The 20952-nt window shown below is 37.3% G+C and carries 25 protein-coding genes; 3 read left to right on the forward strand and 22 right to left on the reverse strand.

The genetic code is table 11. From position 1 onward, the window contains the following. Nucleotides 1-84: 84 nt before the first annotated feature. The 10 genes from pta to B5D30_RS07770 all read right to left on the reverse strand — a co-directional run bounded on the left by pta (nucleotide 85) and on the right by B5D30_RS07770 (nucleotide 8675). Complete coding sequence (gene pta, locus B5D30_RS07725; protein WP_078807491.1) at nucleotides 85-1071, reverse strand: phosphate acetyltransferase; 987 nt, start codon at nucleotides 1069-1071, stop codon at nucleotides 85-87. Between the two features lie 177 nt (nucleotides 1072-1248). After that, on the reverse strand, nucleotides 1249-1917 hold the full coding sequence (ung, locus tag B5D30_RS07730) for a uracil-DNA glycosylase (RefSeq protein ID WP_078807541.1): 669 nt from the start codon (nucleotides 1915-1917) through the stop codon (nucleotides 1249-1251). Between the two features lie 127 nt (nucleotides 1918-2044). Further along, complete coding sequence (gene nusB, locus B5D30_RS07735) at nucleotides 2045-2497, reverse strand: transcription antitermination factor NusB (protein WP_234984641.1); 453 nt, start codon at nucleotides 2495-2497, stop codon at nucleotides 2045-2047. After that, nucleotides 2478-2909, reverse strand: a complete 432-nt coding sequence (locus B5D30_RS07740) for an Asp23/Gls24 family envelope stress response protein (protein WP_078807493.1) — start codon at nucleotides 2907-2909, stop codon at nucleotides 2478-2480. The genes nusB and B5D30_RS07740 overlap by 20 nt, the downstream gene beginning before the upstream one ends. 23 nt (nucleotides 2910-2932) lie before the next feature. Continuing rightward, on the reverse strand, nucleotides 2933-3490 hold the full coding sequence (gene efp, locus B5D30_RS07745; protein ID WP_078807494.1) for an elongation factor P: 558 nt from the start codon (nucleotides 3488-3490) through the stop codon (nucleotides 2933-2935). Nucleotides 3491-3616: 126 nt separating this feature from the next. Beyond that, the gene (locus tag B5D30_RS07750; protein ID WP_078807495.1) at nucleotides 3617-4678 is read right to left on the reverse strand and encodes a M24 family metallopeptidase; all 1062 of its coding nucleotides are present in this window, start codon (nucleotides 4676-4678) and stop codon (nucleotides 3617-3619) included. Nucleotides 4679-4769: 91 nt separating this feature from the next. Continuing rightward, on the reverse strand, nucleotides 4770-5375 hold the full coding sequence (locus B5D30_RS07755; protein WP_078807496.1) for a DUF1054 domain-containing protein: 606 nt from the start codon (nucleotides 5373-5375) through the stop codon (nucleotides 4770-4772). Nucleotides 5376-5385: 10 nt separating this feature from the next. Next, nucleotides 5386-5982 carry a GNAT family N-acetyltransferase gene (locus tag B5D30_RS07760; RefSeq protein ID WP_078807497.1) on the reverse strand — a complete coding sequence of 199 codons (597 nt, stop codon included), beginning with the start codon at nucleotides 5980-5982 and terminating at the stop codon, nucleotides 5386-5388. A 99-nt stretch (nucleotides 5983-6081) separates the two neighbouring features. Next, nucleotides 6082-6516: a SprT family protein gene (locus B5D30_RS07765; protein WP_078807498.1), complete on the reverse strand. Its 435-nt coding sequence runs from the start codon at nucleotides 6514-6516 to the stop codon at nucleotides 6082-6084. Further along, nucleotides 6513-8675 (reverse strand): Tex family protein, encoded by a 2163-nt coding sequence (locus B5D30_RS07770; protein ID WP_078807499.1) that lies wholly within the window; start codon nucleotides 8673-8675, stop codon nucleotides 6513-6515. Before B5D30_RS07770 ends, B5D30_RS07765 begins: the two co-directional genes overlap by 4 nt. 106 nt (nucleotides 8676-8781) lie before the next feature. On the opposite strand from B5D30_RS07770, the gene B5D30_RS07775 reads away from it, so the two are divergent. The 3 genes from B5D30_RS07775 (at nucleotide 8782) to B5D30_RS07785 (ending at nucleotide 10777) form a co-directional block, all read left to right on the forward strand. Beyond that, nucleotides 8782-8964, forward strand: a complete 183-nt coding sequence (locus tag B5D30_RS07775) for an SPJ_0845 family protein (protein ID WP_078807500.1) — start codon at nucleotides 8782-8784, stop codon at nucleotides 8962-8964. Nucleotides 8965-9079: 115 nt separating this feature from the next. Beyond that, on the forward strand, nucleotides 9080-9946 hold the full coding sequence (locus B5D30_RS07780; RefSeq protein WP_078807542.1) for a permease: 867 nt from the start codon (nucleotides 9080-9082) through the stop codon (nucleotides 9944-9946). Between the two features lie 15 nt (nucleotides 9947-9961). After that, nucleotides 9962-10777: a TIGR03943 family putative permease subunit gene (locus tag B5D30_RS07785; RefSeq protein ID WP_078807501.1), complete on the forward strand. Its 816-nt coding sequence runs from the start codon at nucleotides 9962-9964 to the stop codon at nucleotides 10775-10777. Between the two features lie 57 nt (nucleotides 10778-10834). Here the strand turns inward: B5D30_RS07785 and dagF are convergent, their stop codons facing one another. The 12 genes from dagF to B5D30_RS07845 all read right to left on the reverse strand — a co-directional run bounded on the left by dagF (nucleotide 10835) and on the right by B5D30_RS07845 (nucleotide 20713). Next, nucleotides 10835-11578 carry a 2-dehydro-3-deoxy-phosphogluconate aldolase gene (gene dagF / locus B5D30_RS07790; protein ID WP_078807502.1) on the reverse strand — a complete coding sequence of 248 codons (744 nt, stop codon included), beginning with the start codon at nucleotides 11576-11578 and terminating at the stop codon, nucleotides 10835-10837. A 34-nt stretch (nucleotides 11579-11612) separates the two neighbouring features. Next, nucleotides 11613-12710, reverse strand: a complete 1098-nt coding sequence (locus tag B5D30_RS07795) for a DgaE family pyridoxal phosphate-dependent ammonia lyase (RefSeq protein WP_078807503.1) — start codon at nucleotides 12708-12710, stop codon at nucleotides 11613-11615. 61 nt (nucleotides 12711-12771) lie between these two features. Continuing rightward, nucleotides 12772-13869: an amidohydrolase/deacetylase family metallohydrolase gene (locus B5D30_RS07800; RefSeq protein WP_078807504.1), complete on the reverse strand. Its 1098-nt coding sequence runs from the start codon at nucleotides 13867-13869 to the stop codon at nucleotides 12772-12774. 26 nt (nucleotides 13870-13895) lie between these two features. Continuing rightward, nucleotides 13896-14981 carry a DUF871 domain-containing protein gene (locus B5D30_RS07805; protein WP_078807505.1) on the reverse strand — a complete coding sequence of 362 codons (1086 nt, stop codon included), beginning with the start codon at nucleotides 14979-14981 and terminating at the stop codon, nucleotides 13896-13898. Further along, the gene (locus B5D30_RS07810; RefSeq protein WP_078807506.1) at nucleotides 14974-15240 is read right to left on the reverse strand and encodes a hypothetical protein; all 267 of its coding nucleotides are present in this window, start codon (nucleotides 15238-15240) and stop codon (nucleotides 14974-14976) included. Before B5D30_RS07810 ends, B5D30_RS07805 begins: the two co-directional genes overlap by 8 nt. A 127-nt stretch (nucleotides 15241-15367) precedes the next feature. After that, complete coding sequence (locus B5D30_RS07815; RefSeq protein WP_078807507.1) at nucleotides 15368-16672, reverse strand: PTS sugar transporter subunit IIC; 1305 nt, start codon at nucleotides 16670-16672, stop codon at nucleotides 15368-15370. A 318-nt stretch (nucleotides 16673-16990) separates the two neighbouring features. Further along, nucleotides 16991-17677: a GntR family transcriptional regulator gene (locus tag B5D30_RS07820; RefSeq protein WP_159443263.1), complete on the reverse strand. Its 687-nt coding sequence runs from the start codon at nucleotides 17675-17677 to the stop codon at nucleotides 16991-16993. Between the two features lie 199 nt (nucleotides 17678-17876). Then, nucleotides 17877-18566, reverse strand: coding sequence for a DUF4310 family protein (locus tag B5D30_RS07825; RefSeq protein ID WP_078807509.1), 690 nt, complete (start codon nucleotides 18564-18566; stop codon nucleotides 17877-17879). Nucleotides 18567-18587: 21 nt separating this feature from the next. Further along, nucleotides 18588-19367 (reverse strand): DUF4311 domain-containing protein, encoded by a 780-nt coding sequence (locus B5D30_RS07830; RefSeq protein WP_078807510.1) that lies wholly within the window; start codon nucleotides 19365-19367, stop codon nucleotides 18588-18590. 257 nt (nucleotides 19368-19624) lie between these two features. Next, on the reverse strand, nucleotides 19625-19978 hold the full coding sequence (locus B5D30_RS07835) for a DUF4312 family protein (RefSeq protein WP_144399533.1): 354 nt from the start codon (nucleotides 19976-19978) through the stop codon (nucleotides 19625-19627). A 1-nt stretch (nucleotide 19979) separates the two neighbouring features. Then, nucleotides 19980-20336, reverse strand: coding sequence for a glycine-rich SFCGS family protein (locus B5D30_RS07840; protein ID WP_078807512.1), 357 nt, complete (start codon nucleotides 20334-20336; stop codon nucleotides 19980-19982). 38 nt (nucleotides 20337-20374) lie between these two features. Continuing rightward, nucleotides 20375-20713 carry a PRD domain-containing protein gene (locus B5D30_RS07845; RefSeq protein WP_159443264.1) on the reverse strand — a complete coding sequence of 113 codons (339 nt, stop codon included), beginning with the start codon at nucleotides 20711-20713 and terminating at the stop codon, nucleotides 20375-20377. Nucleotides 20714-20952 lie beyond the last annotated feature (239 nt).

Here is a 20952-nt window from a genome sequence, read left to right on the forward strand (position 1 = left end):
TATTCGTAGTTTTGGGTGAAATGTAGTCGTTCTTTTCATTTTGAAAAATAAAAGCCACGCTCAATACGGAGCATGGCAAGTATTTTATTCATCATTTAACAAAGTTTGTGCTGCTGTAATAATTGAAAGTTTGTAAACATCTTCTTCGTTTGCACCACGGGAAAGGTCAGAAACAGGTTTGTTCAACCCTTGTAAAATCGGCCCAATCGCCTCGAAGTTTCCAAGACGTTGTGCGATTTTATACCCAATATTTCCTGCTTGCAAATCTGGGAAAACAAACACATTCGCACGTCCCGCAACTTCAGAATCTGGAGCTTTTAGTTGCCCAACGCTTGAAACATATGCCGCATCAAATTGCAATTCTCCGTCAATAATGCAATCTGGAGCAAGTGATTTGGCGATTTTTGTTGCTTCTGCAACTTTTTCAACTTCTGGAGCTTTGGCACTTCCTTTTGTTGAGAATGAAAGAAGAGCAACTTTGGGATCAATGTCAAACAAACTTGCAGTTTTTGCACTATCTACGGCAATTTCTGCTAATTCTTGAGCGTTTGGATTCACATTAATCGCACAATCGCTAAACAAATATTTTTCTTGGTCACGACCACGAACCATCAAAAATGCCCCGCTTGTACGTGAAATTCCCGGTTTTGTTTTGATGATTTGCAACGCAGGACGAACAGTATCTGCAGTCGAATGAATTGCTCCACTCACCATCCCATCAGCAATTCCCATATAAGTAAGCATTGTCCCGAAATAGTTTTCATCTTTTAAAATCTTTTGGGCATCTTCACGTGAGACTTTGCCCCCTCTACGCTCTACGAACGCATCTACCATTTCATCCCAACGATCAAAATTGTCTGGATCGATAATTTTGAACATAGAAGACTGCAACCCACGATCGTGAATTGCTACACGCACTTGATCTAAATTCCCAATCAAAATCGGCTCACAAAGCTGTTCAATTTTCAAACGTGCTGCAGCTCCTAAAATACGTGCATCCGTTGATTCTGGAAAAGCAATCTTAATATCTCTGCGTACAATCTTAAATTTTAATCCGTCAAAAAGTTCCACTTTTAATTCCTCCGTTAATCTTTTGTTGAAATCGTTTTACACTCGTTTATAAGTATGCCATAAATATAACAGTTTTTTCAAGTGTTTTTTGTCAAAAAGACTGAATTTCTTTCATTTTTTATTTTTTGTAGTAATACAGAAAAACGCATTCAAATAACTGTTACATATCATCGAACATTAGTTCAGCCAGTCAATTTCTTTTTCACCAAGATTTCTTAACTCGTTATTTACATTTAAAAACACATTGCTCCCAAAGAATCCTCGATGTGCTGAGAGTGGTGACGGATGTGGAGCGGTAATCATTTTATGTTGCTCATTTGTAATCAATTTTATTTTTGATTGTGCAGGGCGACCAAGTAGTAAAAAGATGACAGGCTTTTCTCGTTCGTTGAGAAATGAAATAATTTTATCTGTAAATATTTCCCAGCCAACACCTGCATGAGAATTGGCATTTGCCTCTTCAACTGTTAACACAGTATTCAAAAGTAGCACACCTTGCGTTGCCCAACGGGTCAAATCTCCACTTGTTTGCACTTGTGTAGCAAATTCTTCCCCGATTTCCTTGTATATATTGCGTAATGAAGGTGGGAGAGGAATGTCGTTTGGCACAGAAAAACTCAATCCCATTGCTTGCCCTTTTTTATGATAGGGATCCTGTCCAAGTAAAACAACTTTGACTCTATCATAATCCGTCAAATTCAGTGCTTGAAAAATCTGTTCTCGTGGGGGAAAGATGTTTTTTGTTTTCCTTTCAAGGGAGATAAAATTACTGAGTTTTTGCATATATTCTTGTTGTAATTCACTAGATAACAGCTCTCCCCATTTTCCTTGAATGGTTGCTTGCATTTCGTGTCCTCCGTAAGTTTTCATTTATGGGCACCTCTAAAAAAATAAGCCGAGACAATAGTTTGCACGTTTATACAATATTGCTAGTAGTATTGTATAAACGTACAGAGTTTTGCCTTAGCTTGTCTTATATATTTCTTAATACATTATCCAAAACACCATTAATAAATCGAGTGCTGTTTTCGTCGCTAAATGCTTTTGCTAATTCAAGCGCTTCATTCACTGCGATTTTGGCATCTACTTCTTCTTTTTGGTACATCATCTCAAAAATTGCCAAACGTAAAATAATCAAATCCATTTTGGAAATACGTTTTAAACTCCAATTTTTCGTCAAATGTTTGGTAATGATTTCGTCTATGCTAGATTTTTGCTCAATCACTCCCGTTACAAGTGTATCAAGGTACGGAGGAGTAAATTTTTCGTCATCATCGTCTAATACGTCAAAATCATCCATTGAAAGTGCATTTTGAATCGCAGCATCTTTTGTCAAGTCCACATTGAAATCAAGCGGAAAAAGCGACTGCAAGGCTTTTATGCGGATTTCATGGCGGTTTAATTCTTTATTCTTCACTAGATTCATCTTCCTCGTCATCTAAAAAGTCTTCTGGGTTCAGTTGTGAAAGTTTTTCTGGTACGACTGCGACAATGTGAATGTTCACTTCAGAAAGGTCAATTCCTGTCATGTATAGCACCTGTTGTTTCACTTTTTCTTGCATTTCCATTGCTACTTTTGGCACAGAAACACCATATTGAAGATAGCTATAAATATCAACACTAAGTGTGCCGTCTTCATTTGTAGAAAGATTGATTCCTTTTCCATGACTTTGGCGACCTAATTTTTCAGCAATTACACCTGCAAATGTGCCACGCATACCGTAAACACCTTCCACCTTTGCTGCTGCCACACCGATAATTACCTCTAATACTTCTGGGGCAATAACGATTTCGCCAAGATCATCATTTCTCTCAAGTGTTAATTTATCTTCTGTCATTGTATTCTCCTTTATTTACTCGTTTACGCACGTGAAGCATAGCTTCCATCCGTTGTATTAATAATCAATTTATCTCCTTGATTGATAAAGAATGGTACGTTTACAACAAGTCCTGTTTCCATTGTAGCAGGTTTTCCACCACCGCTTGAAGTGTCGCCTTTAATGTTTGGTTCTGTCTCAGCAACAGTCAATTCCACGGTATTTGGCAAATTAACACCCAAAATTTCTGCACCATACATGATAATGTTCACTTCCATGTTCTCAAGCATAAATTTCAACTCATCTTTAATCTGTTCTTCTGAAATTTCCACTTGCTCGTAACTTTCTAAGTCCATAAACACGTGTTGTCCACCTGTATCGTATAGATATTGCATTTTTTTGTTGTCAATTTGTGCTTTTGCTACTTTTTCACCCGCACGAAAGGTGGTTTCTTGAACAGCTCCAGTACGCAAATTTTTCAATTTTGAACGAACAAACGCAGCACCTTTACCCGGTTTTACGTGTTGAAAATCAATGACACGCCAAATCCCTCCGTCATACTCAATTGTAAGTCCTGTTTTAAAGTCGTTTACTGAAATCATAGTTTCGTCCTTTCGTCAGGCGAACAGCCTTTTCATCATCAATTTTGTGTGTTCACACAGTTCATACTTAGTTTACCATTTTTCTTCAAAAAAATGAATTACTTTCTATTGTTCAAAATCTAAAAATCACAAAACAATCAACTCTTTTGGCGATTTCGTCAAAATTTCACAACCGTCTTTGGTGACAAGCAAGTCGTCCTCAATTCGCACACCGCCACGACCTGCTAAATAAATTCCCGGTTCATCGGTAATTAGCTGATTTTCTTTTAAAACATCGTCGATTTTTTGAAAAATAATAGGTCCTTCATGAATTTCTAGCCCAATGCCATGCCCTAGCCCATGACCGAAATATTTTCCATAGCCTTTCTCTGTTATATAATCTCGTGCCAATTTATCATAATCTGCGACACTTACTCCTGCTTTTGTACCGTCAATCACACGTTTATTCGCCTCTAGTACGATATTGTAAATTTTCACAAGTTCATCATCTACATTTCCAAGAGCAACCGTACGGGTCATATCACTCACGTATCCGTTATAATAACAGCCGAAATCAAATGTAATCAGCTCATTCATCGCCAATTTTTTCTCACTTGCCACGCCATGAGGCAAGGCACTACGCACTCCGCTTGCGACAATTGTATCAAAACTAACACTTGTCGCTCCTAGACTTCTCATGTAAAAATCAAGTTCATTCGCAAGTTCAATTTCCGTTACGTCAGGTTTGATTTTGCCTAAAATATACTCAAATGCTTTGTCTGAAATTTCACACGCTCGTTTGACCGTTTCAATTTCTGCCACTTCTTTTATCTGACGAATTTCACCGATAAAATCTGGAACGGAGAAAACATCTGTCGGAAGTGAAATTGCCTCTTCTAGTCGAATATATTCTGCGTAACTTAGCGTTTCCTCAAATGCAATATTTTCTACTCCAAGTTCTTCTACAACACGTGCGATTTCATTAAAAATATCACCCGTTTGTTGAATGATCGTGAAATGACCACTTTGTATTTTCGCTTGCTCAATATAGCGTGAATCTGTAATTAAATATTTTTCATCAAGTCCAATCACTGCCGCACCGCTTGTTCCAGTAAAACCTGTTATATAGCGTAAATTGTATAGATTAGTAATCATGAGGCTTTCAAGCCCGTTTTCTTGCATTTTTTCTCTTAGTTGTTTGATTCTCATGTTGTTCTCCTTAATAAGTTTTTAAGACCTTTTAGGTTTTATTCTGCCTAAGTTGTTTGCTTAGCGGGGAAACTTTGTATTCCGATTTCGCTCAATGCTTTTCATAAACTATTTTATAAATAGGTAAAAGTGTTTGGTAAGTTTCCCACATTTTTTGTTTTGCCTTTTCTTCGTTTTGCCAAATGCTATCATTTCGCAAAATCACTCGTCCAATTTCAAATTCCCCTTTTTTCACATCACGAAAGCGTAAAATTGCTTGTTCTAATTGTTCATCTATCGGGAAATAATCTGAAACCATATGGTCTTTGGAGTAGACAAAGTCACTTGGAAGTTGCTTGAGCAAATGAATATTTCCGAGCAGACAATTGGCGATTTCTTTTTCATTTTTTGGCTGGTCAATCATGGAAAGATACATAAATACATAGTCTTTCCAAATACCAAGCTGAAAATGAGGTTGTGCTTTGTACCCTCGTTTGCTCGTTGAAATCGCACTCCACGTGTTTTCGGGTGCATAAGTTGTCCTACGTCTGTGTTGAGCAATATGGATAAATTCTTCCTCATTCATTTCACGAGCAATTTTTGGAGCAAATTCCTCCCAAAACGCTTGGAAAACAGGTTGAATGTTGGCACGAATTGCTGTCATTCGTGAGTCTAGTCCTTCTATGTCAAACACTTGAAAATCTTTTTCTAAAAACATATCTTCTCCCTCAATCGTCAAATAATTGAATATCTTGAGCTTTTCGCTGTCGTTTTAACTCAAAGTATTCTGTTCTACTTAGCTGATATTCAGTAAATTTACGAATGGTTTTTGTCAATTTATCGTGTTTTTTATAGGTAGATTTTCGCCTCATTCCACTTTTTTCCATGACAAATCCACTAGCAGTATTTTCTATATCAAACTCCGCTTTCACACTTACTAACTCTAATTCTTCAAAAGCAATCTCAAGCAGTTTACTCAATGCCTCTGTCGCAAACCCACGTCGCCAGTACACCTCATTTATCGTATAACCAACTTCTGCCACTCGTGCATGAATATCCCAATTCATAAAATCCATTACACCAATCACTTTGCCTGTTTCTTTCAGCTCAAGAGCATACTTTCCAAGCGGTTCACGCATGGAGTTGGCGATGTATTGATAAGTGTTTTCAATTTCCGTTTCAACAGGAAAAACAAATTTTGCCACGTGCGGATTACTTTCAAATTCAAAAATATCTTCTGCATCTTTCATCGTTTTCGGACGCATATACAAACGCTGTGTTTCAATCACCACATTTTCTGCCAGTCCTCGCCAGATGTTCTTCATATGATTCTCCTGAAAAGATTTATTTATCTTTTATTATAACAAATTTTGAGACCGTCGAGGTAAAAAAGCCAACTTTCAATTGAAAGCTGACTAATTTTACTACATCTTTACAATTCCTCCGCCGCATTTCCCACAAGCATATTTTTTCGTATTCATTTTTCGTTGACGAAAGAAAAGTTGTCCGCATTTTTTACATTGGTAGGTGAGACGTTTTTTCTCCTCTATTGGCGGGGTAAATCGAAGTCCGCCGACTTGTTTTAATAACTGTTTAAAAGTGGAATCTTTATGCTGAAATCCCTGCCCTTGCAGGTGCAAATGGTAATGACAAAGTTCATGTTTGATGATTTTGGAAAAAATTTCTTCTCCATGTACCTCTAGCACTTTTGGATTGAAATCTAAATCGTGCGTTTTCAAGTCATATCTACCACCAGTTGTTTTCAAGCGGTTGTTCCATTTTGCTTTGTGGAAAAATGGTCGTTGAAAACTTTCAAAACTTATTTTTTCAACGAAAGATTGCAATTCTTCTTCGGTCATTTTTTCTCAATCATTCGCAAACTAATGCGTCCTTTGTTGGTATCAATGGCATCCACCCACACGTCCACCACATCTCCCACTGCTGCCACATCACTTGGATGTTTGAGATATTTTTCACTAATTTTCGACAAATGCACTAAACCGTCTTGTTTGACACCAATGTCAACAAACGCACCAAAATCGACAACATTTCGGACAGTTCCTTTGAGTTTCATACCAACAGTCAAGTCCTCCATGGAAAGTACATCACTTCGTAAAATTGGTTTTGGCATTTCTTCACGCATATCACGGTTTGGATTTTGCAATGCCTCAACAATATCAGAAAGTGTTGGCACTCCTGCATTCAGCTCCTCAGATAACCGTGCGATATTGGCGTTTTTCAGCTTTTCTTTCGATTCTTTCTCACGCAATTTTTTCACATCAATCGAAAGCGTTGATAAAACTTCTTTTGTCAGTGCGTAACTTTCCGGGTGAATACTTGTTTCATCTAAAATATTTTTCGCCTGAGGAATACGCAAAAAACCAATGGCTTGCTCATATGATTTTGCACCAAGACGAGAGACTTTCTTGATTTGTGTTCGTGTGGTAAATTGCCCGATTTCCTCACGATAGGTTACTAAATTATGAGCCGTTGTTTTATTTAACCCAGAAATATGCACCAAAAGCTCTGCACTTGCAGTATTTACATCCACTCCTACTTTGTTTACTGCCGTCTCTATCACGAAATCCAATTCTTCGCCCAAACGCTTTTGTGAAACATCATGCTGATATTGCCCGACTCCTACTGCTTTCGGTTCAATTTTGACAAGTTCCGCAAGTGGATCTTGAAGTCGTCTAGCAATAGAAATTGCCGAACGTTTTTCAACCGTTAACTCTGGAAATTCATTTCTTGCAATTTCACTCGCTGAATACACACTTGCTCCAGCCTCGTTGACGATTGTGTAAAAAACTTCACGTTTAATTTTTTTCAACGCATTCGCCACAAATTGCTCACTTTCACGACTGGCAGTGCCGTTTCCTATGGCAATCATCTCAACTTGATATTGCTCGATTAGCTCTATCAATCGTTTTTCACTCTGCTTGATTTTTTCTGTATTTGCAGGTTTGACAGGATAAATCACGTCCGTTGTCAACATTTTCCCTGTCGGGTCAATAATCGCCAATTTCGCCCCTGTTCGATAGGCAGGGTCAAATCCTAAAATAACCTTGTTTTTTAGAGGAGATTGAAGTAACAAGTTTTTTAAGTTTTCGCCAAAAACAGCAATTGCCGCCTCATCAGCTCTTGCGGTCAATTCATTTCGCAATTCTCGCTCAATGCTTGGAGCAATAAAACGTTTGTACGCATCACGAATCGAAAATTCTATCAACTCACGCACTGCACTCTCGCGTTTTAAAAATTCTCTTTCATAACGATCGAAAATTTTCTCCTCATCAAGTGCAATTTTTACTGTCAAAATCCCTTCTTTTTCCCCACGATTCAAGGCTAAAATACGGTGATTTTGAATACGAGCGACACTTTCCGAAAAATCATAGTACATTTCAAACACGCTTTTTTCGTCTTTTTCGGCAGATTTGACTGTTGAGGTTACCATTCCGTTTTTCTGAGTAAAATCACGTGTCCATTTTCTTAATTTTGCATTGTCACTCATTTCTTCAGCTAAAATTTCATGAGCCCCAGCTAAAGCATCCTCAATCGTTTGAATCCCTTTTTCTTCGTTCAAATAATCGGAAACATCTTTTTCTTTATTCCATTCTTTTGGCAAACTCAAAATTAATTTCGCCAAACCTTCTAGCCCCGCCTCTTTGGCAATGGTTGCTTTCGTTCTTCTTTTTTGCTTAAATGGTCGATATAAATCCTCCACTATTTGCAATTTTTCTGCGGAAAGAATTTCTTTTTTTAATTCACTTGTTAACTTCCCTTGTTCTTCAATTGCTGATAAAACAGCTTGTTTTCTCTTTTCTAATGTTTCAAGCTGACCATAACTTTCCCAAATATCGTGAATTTCAACCTCATCTAATGCTCCTGTGACCTCTTTTCGATACCTTGCAATAAATGGCACCGTATCCCCTTGCATGAGCATTTCAAGAGTTTTTTCTACCTGTCCTTTTTTTAGCGTTGAAAATTTTTTCATCAAAAGGTTAAGAATTGTTTCATTCATTTTAAAAACCGCCTCCATTCTTATCTATTTTATCACATCTAGGAGCGTTTTTGTGCTAAACTAAGAGAAAGAACTTTTAAAAAAATTTACAAAGCGAGGGAACACCATGGGACTAAAATTTACAAAAGTAGATGACTGGGATAAAATGTTTGAAAAATTTGCCGTTGACCCTGACAAAGTCGAACGCAACGGTGTAAAAGCGGACGTTGTCCAAGAAGACGAAGAAAAACGAAAAAATCATCTTGGCATAAAAGAAGAAACACATGAGGAAAAAAAGATTATCAAATAAATTTAGCGAAGTTTGTAAACGGGAGGTAGGGTGAACTGTTCGCCAAACCTCCTACTTTTTCATACAGAGGTGTAAAAAATTGATTAAAGGAATTTTTCCAGATTCCGTTCTTCAAATGGGAACGATTTTTCTTTCGATTATTATTGAGGCTTTGCCATTCGTATTGCTTGGTTGTCTTGTTTCAGGTGGCTTGCAAGTATTTTTAACTGCTGAGCGTGTAAAGAAACTTCTTCCAAAAAATAAATTTCTCTCTATTCTTACTGGCTGTATATTGGGCTTTTTCTTTCCAAGTTGTGAATGTGGAATTGTGCCGATTGTCAATCGTTTTGTTGAGAAAAAAGTGCCAGAATATACTGCATTTGCCTTTATGCTGACCGCACCAATTGTTAATCCAGTCGTTATTTTCTCGACCTATATTGCCTTTGGAAATACTTATCGTTTTGCGTTGTTGCGTGTGATTGGTTCATTTTTAGTAGCCATTGCAATTGGTAGCTGGATTGCTTACTTTTACAAAGGAAGTATCCGAAAAATTGCTACACATCAGCATATTCACGAACATCAGCACGAGGATTTTCACAATCTTTCGTTTTTCAAACGAGTGTGGCAAGTATTGGAACACGCAATCGAAGAATTTTTTGACACAGGTCGCTATTTGATTTTCGGCAGTTTAGCAGCAAGTGTTATGCAGACATATTTACCTACAAAAATCATTTATACGTTAGGAAGTAATAAACTATTGGCAATTCCGTTGTTACTTTTTCTTGCATTTGTGCTAAGTCTATGTAGCGAGGCGGACGCATTTATCGGCTCAAGTTTGGTTTCACTATTCGGAACGGCTCCGATTGTTGCCTTTTTGGTTTTTGGTCCAATGGTTGATATTAAAAATATTTTGATGATGAAACGCTACTTTCAGCCAAAATTTATTCTGCAAATGATGTTAGGAATCTTTTTCATTACGTTTATCTATGCGTTGTGTTTGTAGGAAGGAGAAATATGTATGCTACGTTTTTTAATTTTATCTGGCTATTTTGAGTTGATGATGTACTTACAAGTATCTGGAAAACTAGACCAATATATCAACGCACATTATCGCTATTTGGCTTATTTATCAATGATTCTTTCCTTTCTTCTCGCTGTCGTGCAACTCATTCTTTGGGTAAAAGGGGAAAAAGGAAAAACTCATTCACACTTGACAACGGTCAGCTCAAAAATCTCAGCCTATATTTTGCTTGCAATTCCGTTATTTGTCGGCTTATGCTTTCCGACAGTATCGTTAAATGCCTCAATCGTCGATACCAAGGGCTTTCATTTCCCCGTCTCTGAGGAATCAACGGGGGATAGTCAAGTGAAAACACAATATTTACGTCCTGATACATCTATTTATTTCAACAAAGGCGACTATGCCGATATGATGAATATGGTCAAAAAGAAATATATTGAGCATGATACTATTAAAATTACCGACGAAAATTATTTGGAAGTAATGGAGATGATTTATGATTTTCCTAGTGAATTTATCGGAAAAAAAGTGGAATATACAGGATTTTACTATGCCGATCCTGAAAAAACAAAAAATCTAGGTTTCTTATTCCGTTTCGGCATTATTCATTGTGTTGCTGATAGTGGAGTGTTCGGTTTGCTAAACATTTTCCCAGAGGACTTTTCTGCTGAAAAAAACGATTGGGTGCAAGTAAAAGGGACAATTGAAATGCAATTTTACAAACCGTTCAATCGAAACTTGCCTGCTGTAAAAGTGGAAGTGGCGAAAAAAGTAAATCCTCCTCAAAATCAATATGTTTATAGGAGTTTTTAGAAACTCTCAAAAGAAAAACGTTGCACTGAATTTACAATGCAACGTTTTTTCTAATTCTTATTTATTCAAAGTTTTTCTCATCATAGCGATTAAAGTTTTCACATCTTCTACTTTTGTATCGCCTGACTCTTTGTCGATAATTGAGCTATATACGTGAGGAATAATTTTCTTCACGCCAGCATCTACTGCGATTTGTACGATTTCTTCAAAGTTTTCAAGGTCAATTCCACCAGTTGGCTCAAGGTAGAAATCATTTTCCGCACAGGCTTTAGCTACTGCTTTGTATTCTTCAATATGCTCTAAACCTTTCATGTTGAAGAATTTGATTGAACTTCCGCCCATATCTTTCAAAAGAGCAATTGCTGTTTCGATTGGCACAATTCCTTTTGGTGCTTGTGAAGAAAGAGGTCCTGTTGCAAGATTCACCATTCCTACTTCACCAGTTGGTGAAACAAGACCGTTAATAACAGAATCATTTTGTCCTAAAGCCTCACGAGATGCACCTACTCCAGTAAATACTTGGTTCACGTGTTGAGGTTGTAAAACTTTTGCCAAACGTGTTACCATTGCAGATTGGTTTGGATCTCCTGCACCAAGTCCAACAGAAAGTGCGTTATCAGTCGCCTCAATGTAGCGTTTCATGTCTTCGATTGCTGCTTCGTCTGTATCATAATTTTTTGAAAGCACACCTAGCACAACATATCCTTCTGCTGCTTCGTACAATTCTTTTGCGTTTTCAACTGAGTTTGCCAATACGTTTAGGCATAGACGATCTTCTAAATAATTTGGTGTTTTTTGCATGATAAAATTCCTTCCTTTTTTGACGATTTTTATTTTAAGCTGGCATTATTTGCGATAGCTTTTCTACGATTTCATTCATTTCATTTTCATCAACCGCTCGAATATCAAATTCAATAATTCCATTGTTTGCTTGATATTCTCTTGTATAAACAGCTAAATCTCCCAATTTTAACTGAGCGATTACCTCTTTTGCCGAAATATTTTCGGCTACTACTTTGACACTTGCACGGAAAATATCTCGTCCTGCAGCATCTTGTACCATTTTCACCTCTAAGCCGTTGATTTCGTTTAACGCAGCGATAAATGGTGTAAGGCGAGCAATCATAGATTCTTTTGACTCACTTCCGTTTGCCAAATACTCCTCAAGAGCGGTAACAAGCCCAATGATATTGTCTTTTCCGATTTTCATTGCTCGACCGATTCCCTTGTTTTGAAGTTGAATCCAAGGAATATATGGATTGCGACCGATAATCAACGCAGAGCTTGGTGCCTCAATTGCTTTTGCACCGCTATAAATGACAAGGTCAGCACCTTGATTGTAGTATTTATACAAATCTTCTTCTGCTGCCGCATCAACAATCAGCGGTAAGTCATGTTTTTTCGCAACTTCGCTCATTTCTGCAATGCTTAGCATACTTTTTTGAACGGTGTGGTGGCTTTTAATGTAAAGTAGAGCAGCTGTGTTTTCAGTGATTTCCATTTCTACTTGCTCTGGTGTACATTCATTTGCCCAGCCAGCCTCAACGAGCTGTCCGCCACCAAGAGAAGTCATCACTTCCACTCCTGTACCGTAATTGACGTTATGTCCTTTCGGCATAATGATTTCACGTTTGGTAATGCGTGAAGTATTGGAGTGTGTCACGTGGTACAAATCCCCTTGACCGATGATAGCCGCAGTAGACAGAGCAATCGCAGCACTTGCACTAGAGACGATTGTTGCATTTTCAACGTCTAGCATTTTTGCTACATACTCACCACTTTTGACGGTCAAATCTGCCATTTCAAAAAATGTTTGTCCTGCTGCTTTTTGCGATTCAGCAACCGCATCACTTACTTTTGAAACACCTAAAATCGTCATTTTTCCACTTGCATTAATCACTCTTTTTAAACCAAATTTTTCGTGAATATTCATGTGTTTCTCCTTTGTTCTAATTGCATAGTGCGAAGCTAGGCAATTGCTGCCCCTCTCGCTTTTAAATATTATAAACTTTTCCAGCGATAATTGCTGTTTTTGGTATGATTTTTTGATTTACTTCTTTTGTTGCACCATTTGAGTCACGTAATTCTTTTGCCTCGTTTGCTACTTCAAAAAGTGTGAAATCTGCATCAAAACCTTCTTTTACTTCACCTTTCGTGGTGAAACCTAGGGCTTTTGCAGGTGCTTTCGTGACACGAGTCACGACTTCTTCTAGCGAATAGCCAACGAACATCAATTTTTCCATGGTCGTTGCCATATTATAAACAGGACCATATTCACGATTACGAGAGTAAATATCTGTACTAATCGTATCTGCTAAAATATCTTCTTCTTTCGCACGGAGAGCCACTTCAAAATTAAAACTATCTGTTCCATGACCAATGTCGAAATGTACACCGTTATGATAAGCAGTTTTTGCAAATTCTTTAATTTTTCCGTTCGTATCTAAAATGCCATTGTCCTTACCATTAAAACAATGCGTTACAATATCGCCTTTTTCTAAGTAAGTAAACAATTCATCAAGAGCAACAGGAGCCGTTCCAATATGCACCATTAAAGGCAAGTTTACCTTTTTTTGCAACTCTTTTGCCATAACTAGAGGCTTCACGCCGTTTTCACCGATAACACTCTTACTCATGCGAGCTTTTATCCCGATAATAAATTCAGGTAGTTCGTTGATACGTTCGATGTTTTTCGTCTCATTTACTCTACTCAAATCTGAAAGTTCATCTTGTGTCACAATACCATTTTTAGAAATATTCAAGAGTGCATACACATTTGTTTTTGCGTTTTTGGCAATTTCGTAAAAATCTCGAATGTTATTTTCTCCAGTTGAACCAGCGTCAACAATCGTTGTCACACCATTTTCCACACCAACTTTGTCTGGATAGTCATAGTACAAATCCATTTTTTCAAAGCAATGCACGTGTGCATCAATCCAACCTGCTGAAAGAAAAAGTCCGTTTGCATCAAAAATTTCTCGTGCCTCATCATGAATTTCTTGAGCTACTTTTTCAATTTTTCCATTTGTAACTGCGACTGAAATCGGCTGGTTGTCAATAGTTGTCGCATTTTTAATTATTAAATCGTACATTTTTTGTTCCACCTACTTATATTTCTTTAATTCGCCTTGAACTTGAATTTACTCCAAGGTTTTATATAGTCTAAAAGAATGCGTTCTTCTTCTTTGATAGAACCAATTTTATTTTTTCTTGTGTCGTTATGAGCTTGCAAAACCAATTGTAATTCATTTTTGTATTTGCCAAACGCATCATTTCCGACAACTACATCTCCACGTTGAAATGTGATTGTATTGTTATGTGCAGGATTGTCTTCCTTGTATTCTTTTCTCACTTGGGTTGAGCGAGCCATTACATCTGCAATGTCCCCTCGTCTAAAGTGCTGATTATCAAACGCAACACGTTTTTCTACTTCATTTACTTCCTCAAGCAACTCAAGTGAAAATTCGATTTGATAACGATTAATTTTCCCAAGGGCAATCAATTCATCTTTATGTGCATAAGCATTACCAATAATCACATCATCAATTAAATTTGTCGCAAACAGATGTTTTGCCTGCACTTCAATTGGTAAATGCCTGTGCATTTCAAGTGTCGGCAAGCCGTCATTAATATCCCAAGGACCGCCTTTTGCTACTTGACTTGTCACAAAAGCAGCTGTACGAATCCCATGATTTTTAAATCGTTTTGAACAACGAGTGAAGAAATCAAGCGGTAAAGCCGTGTTTTCCTGCGGATAAAAATTGTGACAACCATAAATGAATGGCTTATTCGCTTGATAGGTCAAAATATTATCCAAGTAAGCAACATCATTGCTCATATTGAGTTCAATGATTAAGCCATAAGGGTTAAATGAAAGCATTGACTCCTTATTGCCGTCAAACCCAGCATCTAAACGCAATCCGTCCGCTCCTAATTCGTGAAAGAAACTCAAATCATCATAGGAAATGCCTAGCTCATCAAAAATATTCGGTGCAATATCAAGCATAACTTCATAATCTAAATCCTTTGCCACTCGAATAATTTTTGAAAATTTCTTCGCTACCACTTCACGACCTTCAGTGACTTCGAGCATAGACATAAAAATCCGCTCAAAACCTTGCTTTTTCGCAAATGTGATATACTCAACATCTTCTTCAAATTTACTTTTATCTGGGTAAAGAGAAACACCTAATCGTCTATACATTTTTGTTCTCCCATTCGTCAATAGTTTTTCTGTATCGCCATAAAATAACACATCCCGCACAAATCGTAAAAATGATTGGAATGTAGAGCAAGCGTATCAAAACTGCCAAAAACAAACCAAGCAAAATGAACGCAAGTTGGATAAGAAGAAGTTTCCATAGAGCCACTTTTACAAATCGTTGTGGTAATTTTCCTTTTTCCAAATAAATTAGAGCAGATACAAATGTGATAAGCGAAACAATTGCAATATCATAAGTCATTCTTGTTCTCCTTGTCTAGTTGAGAGGAGCAAGAGGGGAGTCGCTGTTCGCAATGCCACTTGAAACAAAGTGTGGTAGCAAGTAAATAGCATGACTCACTACGACCACCCTTATCGCTCCTTTTCACTTATTCTCCTTCTTCACTTATAAGTTGTTGTTTTTCAAACACTTTGAAGAATGGATAATAAATTACTAGACTTACAAAGAAATTGACAACGACTAGGATAGCCGCAATAATGTGCCAATTGGTTACCATCATCGCTCCAATAGGTGAGGGAACAGTAAAGACTGTTCTTGATACGGTCATTGGAATGAGATGTGTGATTGTCGCAATATACGCAATAACGGTCATCACAAGTGGTGAGAGGACAAACGGAATAGCAAGTGTCGGATTCATTACAATCGGTGCTCCGAAAATAATCGGCTCATTGATGTTAAATAATCCCGGCAAAAATCCGATTTTCCCTAATTCCTTGAGATAGGCAGACTTAGAACGCAAGAATAGACAAACTAACGCAAGTGTTGCTCCTGCTCCACCAATCCAGACGAACCACTGTAAGAACATTTCCGTAAAAATATTCGGCATTTGTGTTGCTGGTGTATTGTTCGCAAAAGCGTCCATATTTTCCGCAATTGAAGTTTCCCAAAATGGTCGAATGACTGGACCCATAATGGCAGGACCATGAATCCCCAAAATCCAGAAGAAACAGATGAGGAAAACTGTCACAAGTCCACCAAACAAACTATTTCCTGCAAGGAAACTTTGAAGTGGCATAAGCAAATTGGAAAGTGTCGCATTAATATCAAAACCGAGCATATGACGAATGACCCAGAAAAGAATCAAATTCGTTGCTGCTGGCATTAATGCAACAAATGAATTGCTTACTTCTGGTGGCACGCCTTCTGGCATTTTAATTGTAATGTTTTTCTCTTTCATAAAGCGATAAATTTCAACTGATATAATAGCTGTTACAATCGCACCAAATAGTGATTGAGCTCCGAGGTTTGCAATGTTTAAATAACGTCCTACTGGTACAACTTCCGTTTGAACCGTTGTTTTAGCTACTTCTTCAAACAAGCGAACAGGTTTAATGCTTGTTACAATAAAAGACATGACCGCAACAATTCCTGCGGTTAAAGTGTCTAACTTGTAACTTTTCGCAAGTGAAGTGGCAATCCCAAACGTTGCATAAAGTGCCAAAATCCCAACTGTAAAGCGATAGGGAATGTCTAGTATCGGCAAATAAGGAGCTAATTTTTCAGCAATACTAGGGATTGGGAAGTTCAAAAAGATAACAAAAAATGAACCGACCAATGTAAGTGGCAATGTGGAGATGATTCCTTTTCGGACAGCCAACATATGTCGTTGACCACCAATTTTTTGAGCGACAGGGGAAACTTTTTCTTCCAAAAACAGTATAAGTTTATTCATACGTTCTCCTTTCGAGATTTCACTTTTGGCTACCCATACGAAATCTCAGACACTTGACCTTTCAGTCAAATAGCGACATACAACATTTCCTTACTCAAAGATAGTTTTGTTTCGTTTTGGAACGGCGAAATCTGTTCTCTACCACGTCCATTGGGTGTATTTTTTACTTCCCTTCACTTTGTTTAGAACAAATTTCTTTTGGATAAATCAAACGTTTTCTATACCTAGATAATAACATTATAATTTTGAAAAGTAAATAAAATAATCCATTATTTTATAGTTTTTTATCAAAAAGTTTTCATCAAAAACTACCAAGCATTAAACTTGGTAGTCGATGAAATACTCTTGCTTAGAAGAGTCGTAAATAGAAATCGTATATTCTATTAATTTTCCTCGGTTATCATACGCATACCGTTTACGTTCTAATGCAATGTCATCAGAAAGTTGAAGTTGTTCTTTGAGCATATCTTCTACTCTTAACGCACGAAAAGAATCCTTGATATAATCAATATACAAGCCACGGTCGGCTAAAAAAGAATAGAATGAAAAATTCTTATCCTCTTTTTTCGGCAATCCTTTATCGTTTGTCAAAGAAAAATAATGCTTCATGAAAATGGCAGCCTCACCATCTAAGTAGTAAATACGGTGAATCTCATAAACATCTTCATAACGAAATTCATGAGGGACTCCTTTGCATTTTCCTACATAAACAACTTTGTTTTCGACTTTGATTCCTTCGTCTTCTAAAAGTTTCGTGTAAGTATGTGCTTTGCTCAAAACGTTGAACGGGCGATTGCTAATCACTCGCGTTCCTTTTCCGCTTTGTTTGTGCAAATACCCTTCTTGTGCTAATAGCTCTACTGCTTTTCTGATAGTGATCTTACTGACAGAAAACATCTCAACCAAATCGTTTTCCGTTGGAAAAAGAGAGTCCACTGGATATTTTTTGTTGATAATGTCTCGTTTTAATTGATCACTAATTTCTTGATATAAAATACCTTTCATTATTTTCTCCATTTCATTCTTATACTTTATAAGTCTATTATAACAAAACTTTCGCCCATGATAAGAATTTTTTCCCTTTTTTCCCTATTTTTTTCTATTTCAGTAATAATAGTACGGTTTTTATACTCAAGCAAACTTTTATTCATAAAAAAGTTTGCTTGAGCAATACCGTATTTAATTTAAAATAAATTTCCTTTGATTATTTCAAGACTACTGGGAAAATCGCTCCTAGAATCATTGCTCCTAGAATTGCTCCACCAGCAATTGGTTTTTGCCATTTGTAGAATACCAAGGCACCAATCGTTGCACCAATTCCAATCGGAATAGAGGCAAGTCCTGCACTCAAAATGATAAGTGGGCCTAAGAAACGTCCTGCTGAATTTCCAGCTCCCATCATCACGTCAGCTCCAAATGTAGCATCTCCACCACTAATCGTAAATTTACGAATACCAGTAATTACACCACCGACAATCAAGCCAAGTACAGCTCCTGTAATCAATGAAAGGGCAAAGTTTTCAATTGGTGCTTTCCAGCCAATGCTAAGGAAAATAGCAGGTACACCAATCCCGATACCTGTAAGAATTGAACCACCTAAGTCCAAAATCCCAACAAGTGAACCCTCTAAAATACGTGCAAATAAGAAACTTGCACCAAATGCAGCTGCAGCTCCGTAGCTCCCGCCATCAAGACCTGCTTTCAACATGGCAACGATTGACACCTCGTTAAATGCTCCAACACCATATTTTACATACATATGTGTTCCTGCAAATACCGCCATAGCCATCATACCAACGATAATTGGAAATGCCCAATCAGCATACCAAAAACTTTTATGCTTTAATTCTTGAACTTCTTCTTGTTCTTTTTCCCACTGCTCTTTCGTTTCCATTGCTTTCTTCCTTTCGAAAAATTATTTTTGTCCCATCATTTTGTGAATATCGCTTAACCATTCTGGTGCTTGCAATTTGAATTGTTCTAGTGCTGTTAAATCAAATCCTCTAAAGAATCCACTTAGAATGAATAAAATAAATACTGTTGAAATCATGATTTTTGTCAAGCGAGTCCAGCCGAGTTCATCAATTCCTTTTCCGACCAAAATTCCAAGAACTACACCGGGAACGGCATTTCCCATAATTAATTGAGCCAAGCCACCAAACAATGTTCCCCAGAAACCAGTGCGTTTTCCAGCGTCAAGTGCTGCCAACCAGAATAAAACTGGCATTACAGTGTTAATCAAAAGCGTTGCCGCTGGCACCAATACTGCTACTGCTGTTACTTTGAGTGATTCTGGAATAGCAGTTGCGGTAGTGTTCAAAAATGCAACAACTAACGCTCCGATAATTGCCCCAGCAATCCCCATTGCTTTTGGATTGTGAACGGTTTGTCCCATATCCTTGTTTTTCGCAAGCAAACTTGCTGCTGCCCAGTTTGGCACAACACGGTGGGTAACGTCTTGCGTGAAAGCTCCTGCACCAACTGCTGATGCCCAAGCGTTAAAGAAAAATCCTAAGCCGAATGAAAAATGACTTGCCGCATCTCCTTCACACGCATTCATTTCCCCAAGCGTTCGGAATGCACCTAATGCTTGAGTTGTCGGTGCGTGAAACATTCTTGCTGCCCCAACACCTGCTGCGAAACCTAGTAATCCACCAATACATAGTGATTTTAATAAAATAATCAATACTTCCATTTTCTTCTCCTTATTATTTATTTTTTTCAAAATCATGAAAAATTCTTTTGCTTGCGTGTCAAATTAACGTTCTTTTGCAATCTTCCTGTTTTCCAACTTTTTAAATTAAGAATGACTTCCTACTTCTTCTTTAAAAAAGCGGAACAGCAAGGAAAATAGTGTATGATGAAAAATAGGCACACATCATTTTTTCATGAATTTTTCCTCAATGAATAGAAACAGTTGTTTCTATTGAAAACTTATAAATAAACAAACTGCTACACTCGTTTGTTTATCAATGGAATTTTGATACTGTCGTCAGCTGCTTTTGATACTTCTTTGTACTGAACACTCTCAGCATCAAATCGAGTAATTTCAACTTCAATTTCCAGTGATACGGAATAACTCACACGTTCACGAGGGAAAAAGAAAAATAGAAATTTCTCATGTACCACTTGCTTTTCAGCAGAAAGAATGTTGATGTCAATTGGTTCTATTTTCAAAATAACATCTTCACTTTCTTTTAGCACTTTCGACTGAATTTTATTCAAGGCAGAGGCGAATGCTGCCTTTTTGTTTTCGCCCTCACCTTGAACTGTAATTTTTTCTTTGAAACGTTTTACTTCACTCATCTTATGCTCCATGTTTTTTGATGAATGCTTCAGTCAATCGTTTCCCTAACTCTTCTGTATCCATAAAACCAAAGCCTAGAACAGTCATACCGTCATTAATTGCTGTAACTCCTTCATCAATTGAACGCATACCATGACGCTCTTTGTAGCCATATTTGTTTGCAGCAGTCAATGCACCTGCACCACCACTTCCACAAAATGAAAGCCCCATATCTGCGTTTTCTTTTTGCATTACATCTCCAAGTTTCATATCAGCTGCCATACCCGGAACAACTACTGCACGTCCTCCTGCTGCCTCTACACCTTTGGCAATGTTTTGCCCTTTGCCCATTCTGTCTGCGATTACTACTGTTACCATTACTTTAACATCCTTTCTTCTGCGAATACTCGCCTATTTTAATTGATATTTCCTCTTGCATTTTCAATGTGCAATGCAAGTAAAAACCGTTCGTTTTGTTGCAAATTCTCAACTTGTTCCATGATTTTTAATGCCAATTCAATTGACTCTTTTGATAGCTCTGCAAAAAGTTCCTCATCCATTTCTGGTAAAGTTTCTCCCGTTACAGAACGGAAAATCATTGCATCTACATGGTTGATAAAAATTTGCCATTGCAATTCATCAGGAAGTATTTCCTCCTGTTGCAACAAGTCATGTGCAAAGAAAATGACTTGTTTTAATTTTTCTCCATAATTAGAGTTTTGTTCACTTATCAGTTCGTTAATTCTTGTTTCCATTTTACTTCTTCCTTTTTTCTGTTTTTTTGCCTGCTTTTTAGATACATTTTGAAAACGCATCTTTCATTTTTTGAAAACGTTTGATTATCACAATAATAGATTATAATATTATACTTGAGTTGTCAACCCATTTCTGTAACTTTTTTATTAAAAATAAAAAATCTGTTTATTTTGTACCGTTTGGAGTTAGAAAAACTCTCAGAAGAGTGGATAACTTAGACAAAAACGACCTCATTTCT

Source organism: Pilibacter termitis (genome assembly GCF_900167335.1).
Lineage (GTDB): Bacteria > Bacillota > Bacilli > Lactobacillales > Streptococcaceae > Pilibacter > Pilibacter termitis.

Coding starts and splice junctions, on each gene's coding strand:
- ung (WP_078807541.1), bottom strand. CDS start 1,917: ATGCAAGCAACCATTCAAGGAAAATGGGGAGAGCTGTTATCTAGTGAA.
- nusB (WP_234984641.1), bottom strand. CDS start 2,497: ATGAATCTAGTGAAGAATAAAGAATTAAACCGCCATGAAATCCGCATA.
- B5D30_RS07740 (WP_078807493.1), bottom strand. CDS start 2,909: ATGACAGAAGATAAATTAACACTTGAGAGAAATGATGATCTTGGCGAA.
- efp (WP_078807494.1), bottom strand. CDS start 3,490: ATGATTTCAGTAAACGACTTTAAAACAGGACTTACAATTGAGTATGAC.
- B5D30_RS07750 (WP_078807495.1), bottom strand. CDS start 4,678: ATGAGAATCAAACAACTAAGAGAAAAAATGCAAGAAAACGGGCTTGAA.
- B5D30_RS07755 (WP_078807496.1), bottom strand. CDS start 5,375: ATGTTTTTAGAAAAAGATTTTCAAGTGTTTGACATAGAAGGACTAGAC.
- B5D30_RS07760 (WP_078807497.1), bottom strand. CDS start 5,982: ATGAAGAACATCTGGCGAGGACTGGCAGAAAATGTGGTGATTGAAACA.
- B5D30_RS07765 (WP_078807498.1), bottom strand. CDS start 6,516: ATGACCGAAGAAGAATTGCAATCTTTCGTTGAAAAAATAAGTTTTGAA.
- B5D30_RS07770 (WP_078807499.1), bottom strand. CDS start 8,675: ATGAATGAAACAATTCTTAACCTTTTGATGAAAAAATTTTCAACGCTA.
- B5D30_RS07775 (WP_078807500.1), top strand. CDS start 8,782: ATGGGACTAAAATTTACAAAAGTAGATGACTGGGATAAAATGTTTGAA.
- B5D30_RS07780 (WP_078807542.1), top strand. CDS start 9,080: ATGGGAACGATTTTTCTTTCGATTATTATTGAGGCTTTGCCATTCGTA.
- B5D30_RS07785 (WP_078807501.1), top strand. CDS start 9,962: ATGCTACGTTTTTTAATTTTATCTGGCTATTTTGAGTTGATGATGTAC.
- dagF (WP_078807502.1), bottom strand. CDS start 11,578: ATGCAAAAAACACCAAATTATTTAGAAGATCGTCTATGCCTAAACGTA.
- B5D30_RS07795 (WP_078807503.1), bottom strand. CDS start 12,710: ATGAATATTCACGAAAAATTTGGTTTAAAAAGAGTGATTAATGCAAGT.
- B5D30_RS07800 (WP_078807504.1), bottom strand. CDS start 13,869: ATGTACGATTTAATAATTAAAAATGCGACAACTATTGACAACCAGCCG.
- B5D30_RS07805 (WP_078807505.1), bottom strand. CDS start 14,981: ATGTATAGACGATTAGGTGTTTCTCTTTACCCAGATAAAAGTAAATTT.
- B5D30_RS07810 (WP_078807506.1), bottom strand. CDS start 15,240: ATGACTTATGATATTGCAATTGTTTCGCTTATCACATTTGTATCTGCT.
- B5D30_RS07815 (WP_078807507.1), bottom strand. CDS start 16,672: ATGAATAAACTTATACTGTTTTTGGAAGAAAAAGTTTCCCCTGTCGCT.
- B5D30_RS07820 (WP_159443263.1), bottom strand. CDS start 17,677: ATGAAAGGTATTTTATATCAAGAAATTAGTGATCAATTAAAACGAGAC.
- B5D30_RS07825 (WP_078807509.1), bottom strand. CDS start 18,566: ATGGAAACGAAAGAGCAGTGGGAAAAAGAACAAGAAGAAGTTCAAGAA.
- B5D30_RS07830 (WP_078807510.1), bottom strand. CDS start 19,367: ATGGAAGTATTGATTATTTTATTAAAATCACTATGTATTGGTGGATTA.
- B5D30_RS07835 (WP_144399533.1), bottom strand. CDS start 19,978: ATGAGTGAAGTAAAACGTTTCAAAGAAAAAATTACAGTTCAAGGTGAG.
- B5D30_RS07840 (WP_078807512.1), bottom strand. CDS start 20,336: ATGGTAACAGTAGTAATCGCAGACAGAATGGGCAAAGGGCAAAACATT.
- B5D30_RS07845 (WP_159443264.1), bottom strand. CDS start 20,713: ATGGAAACAAGAATTAACGAACTGATAAGTGAACAAAACTCTAATTAT.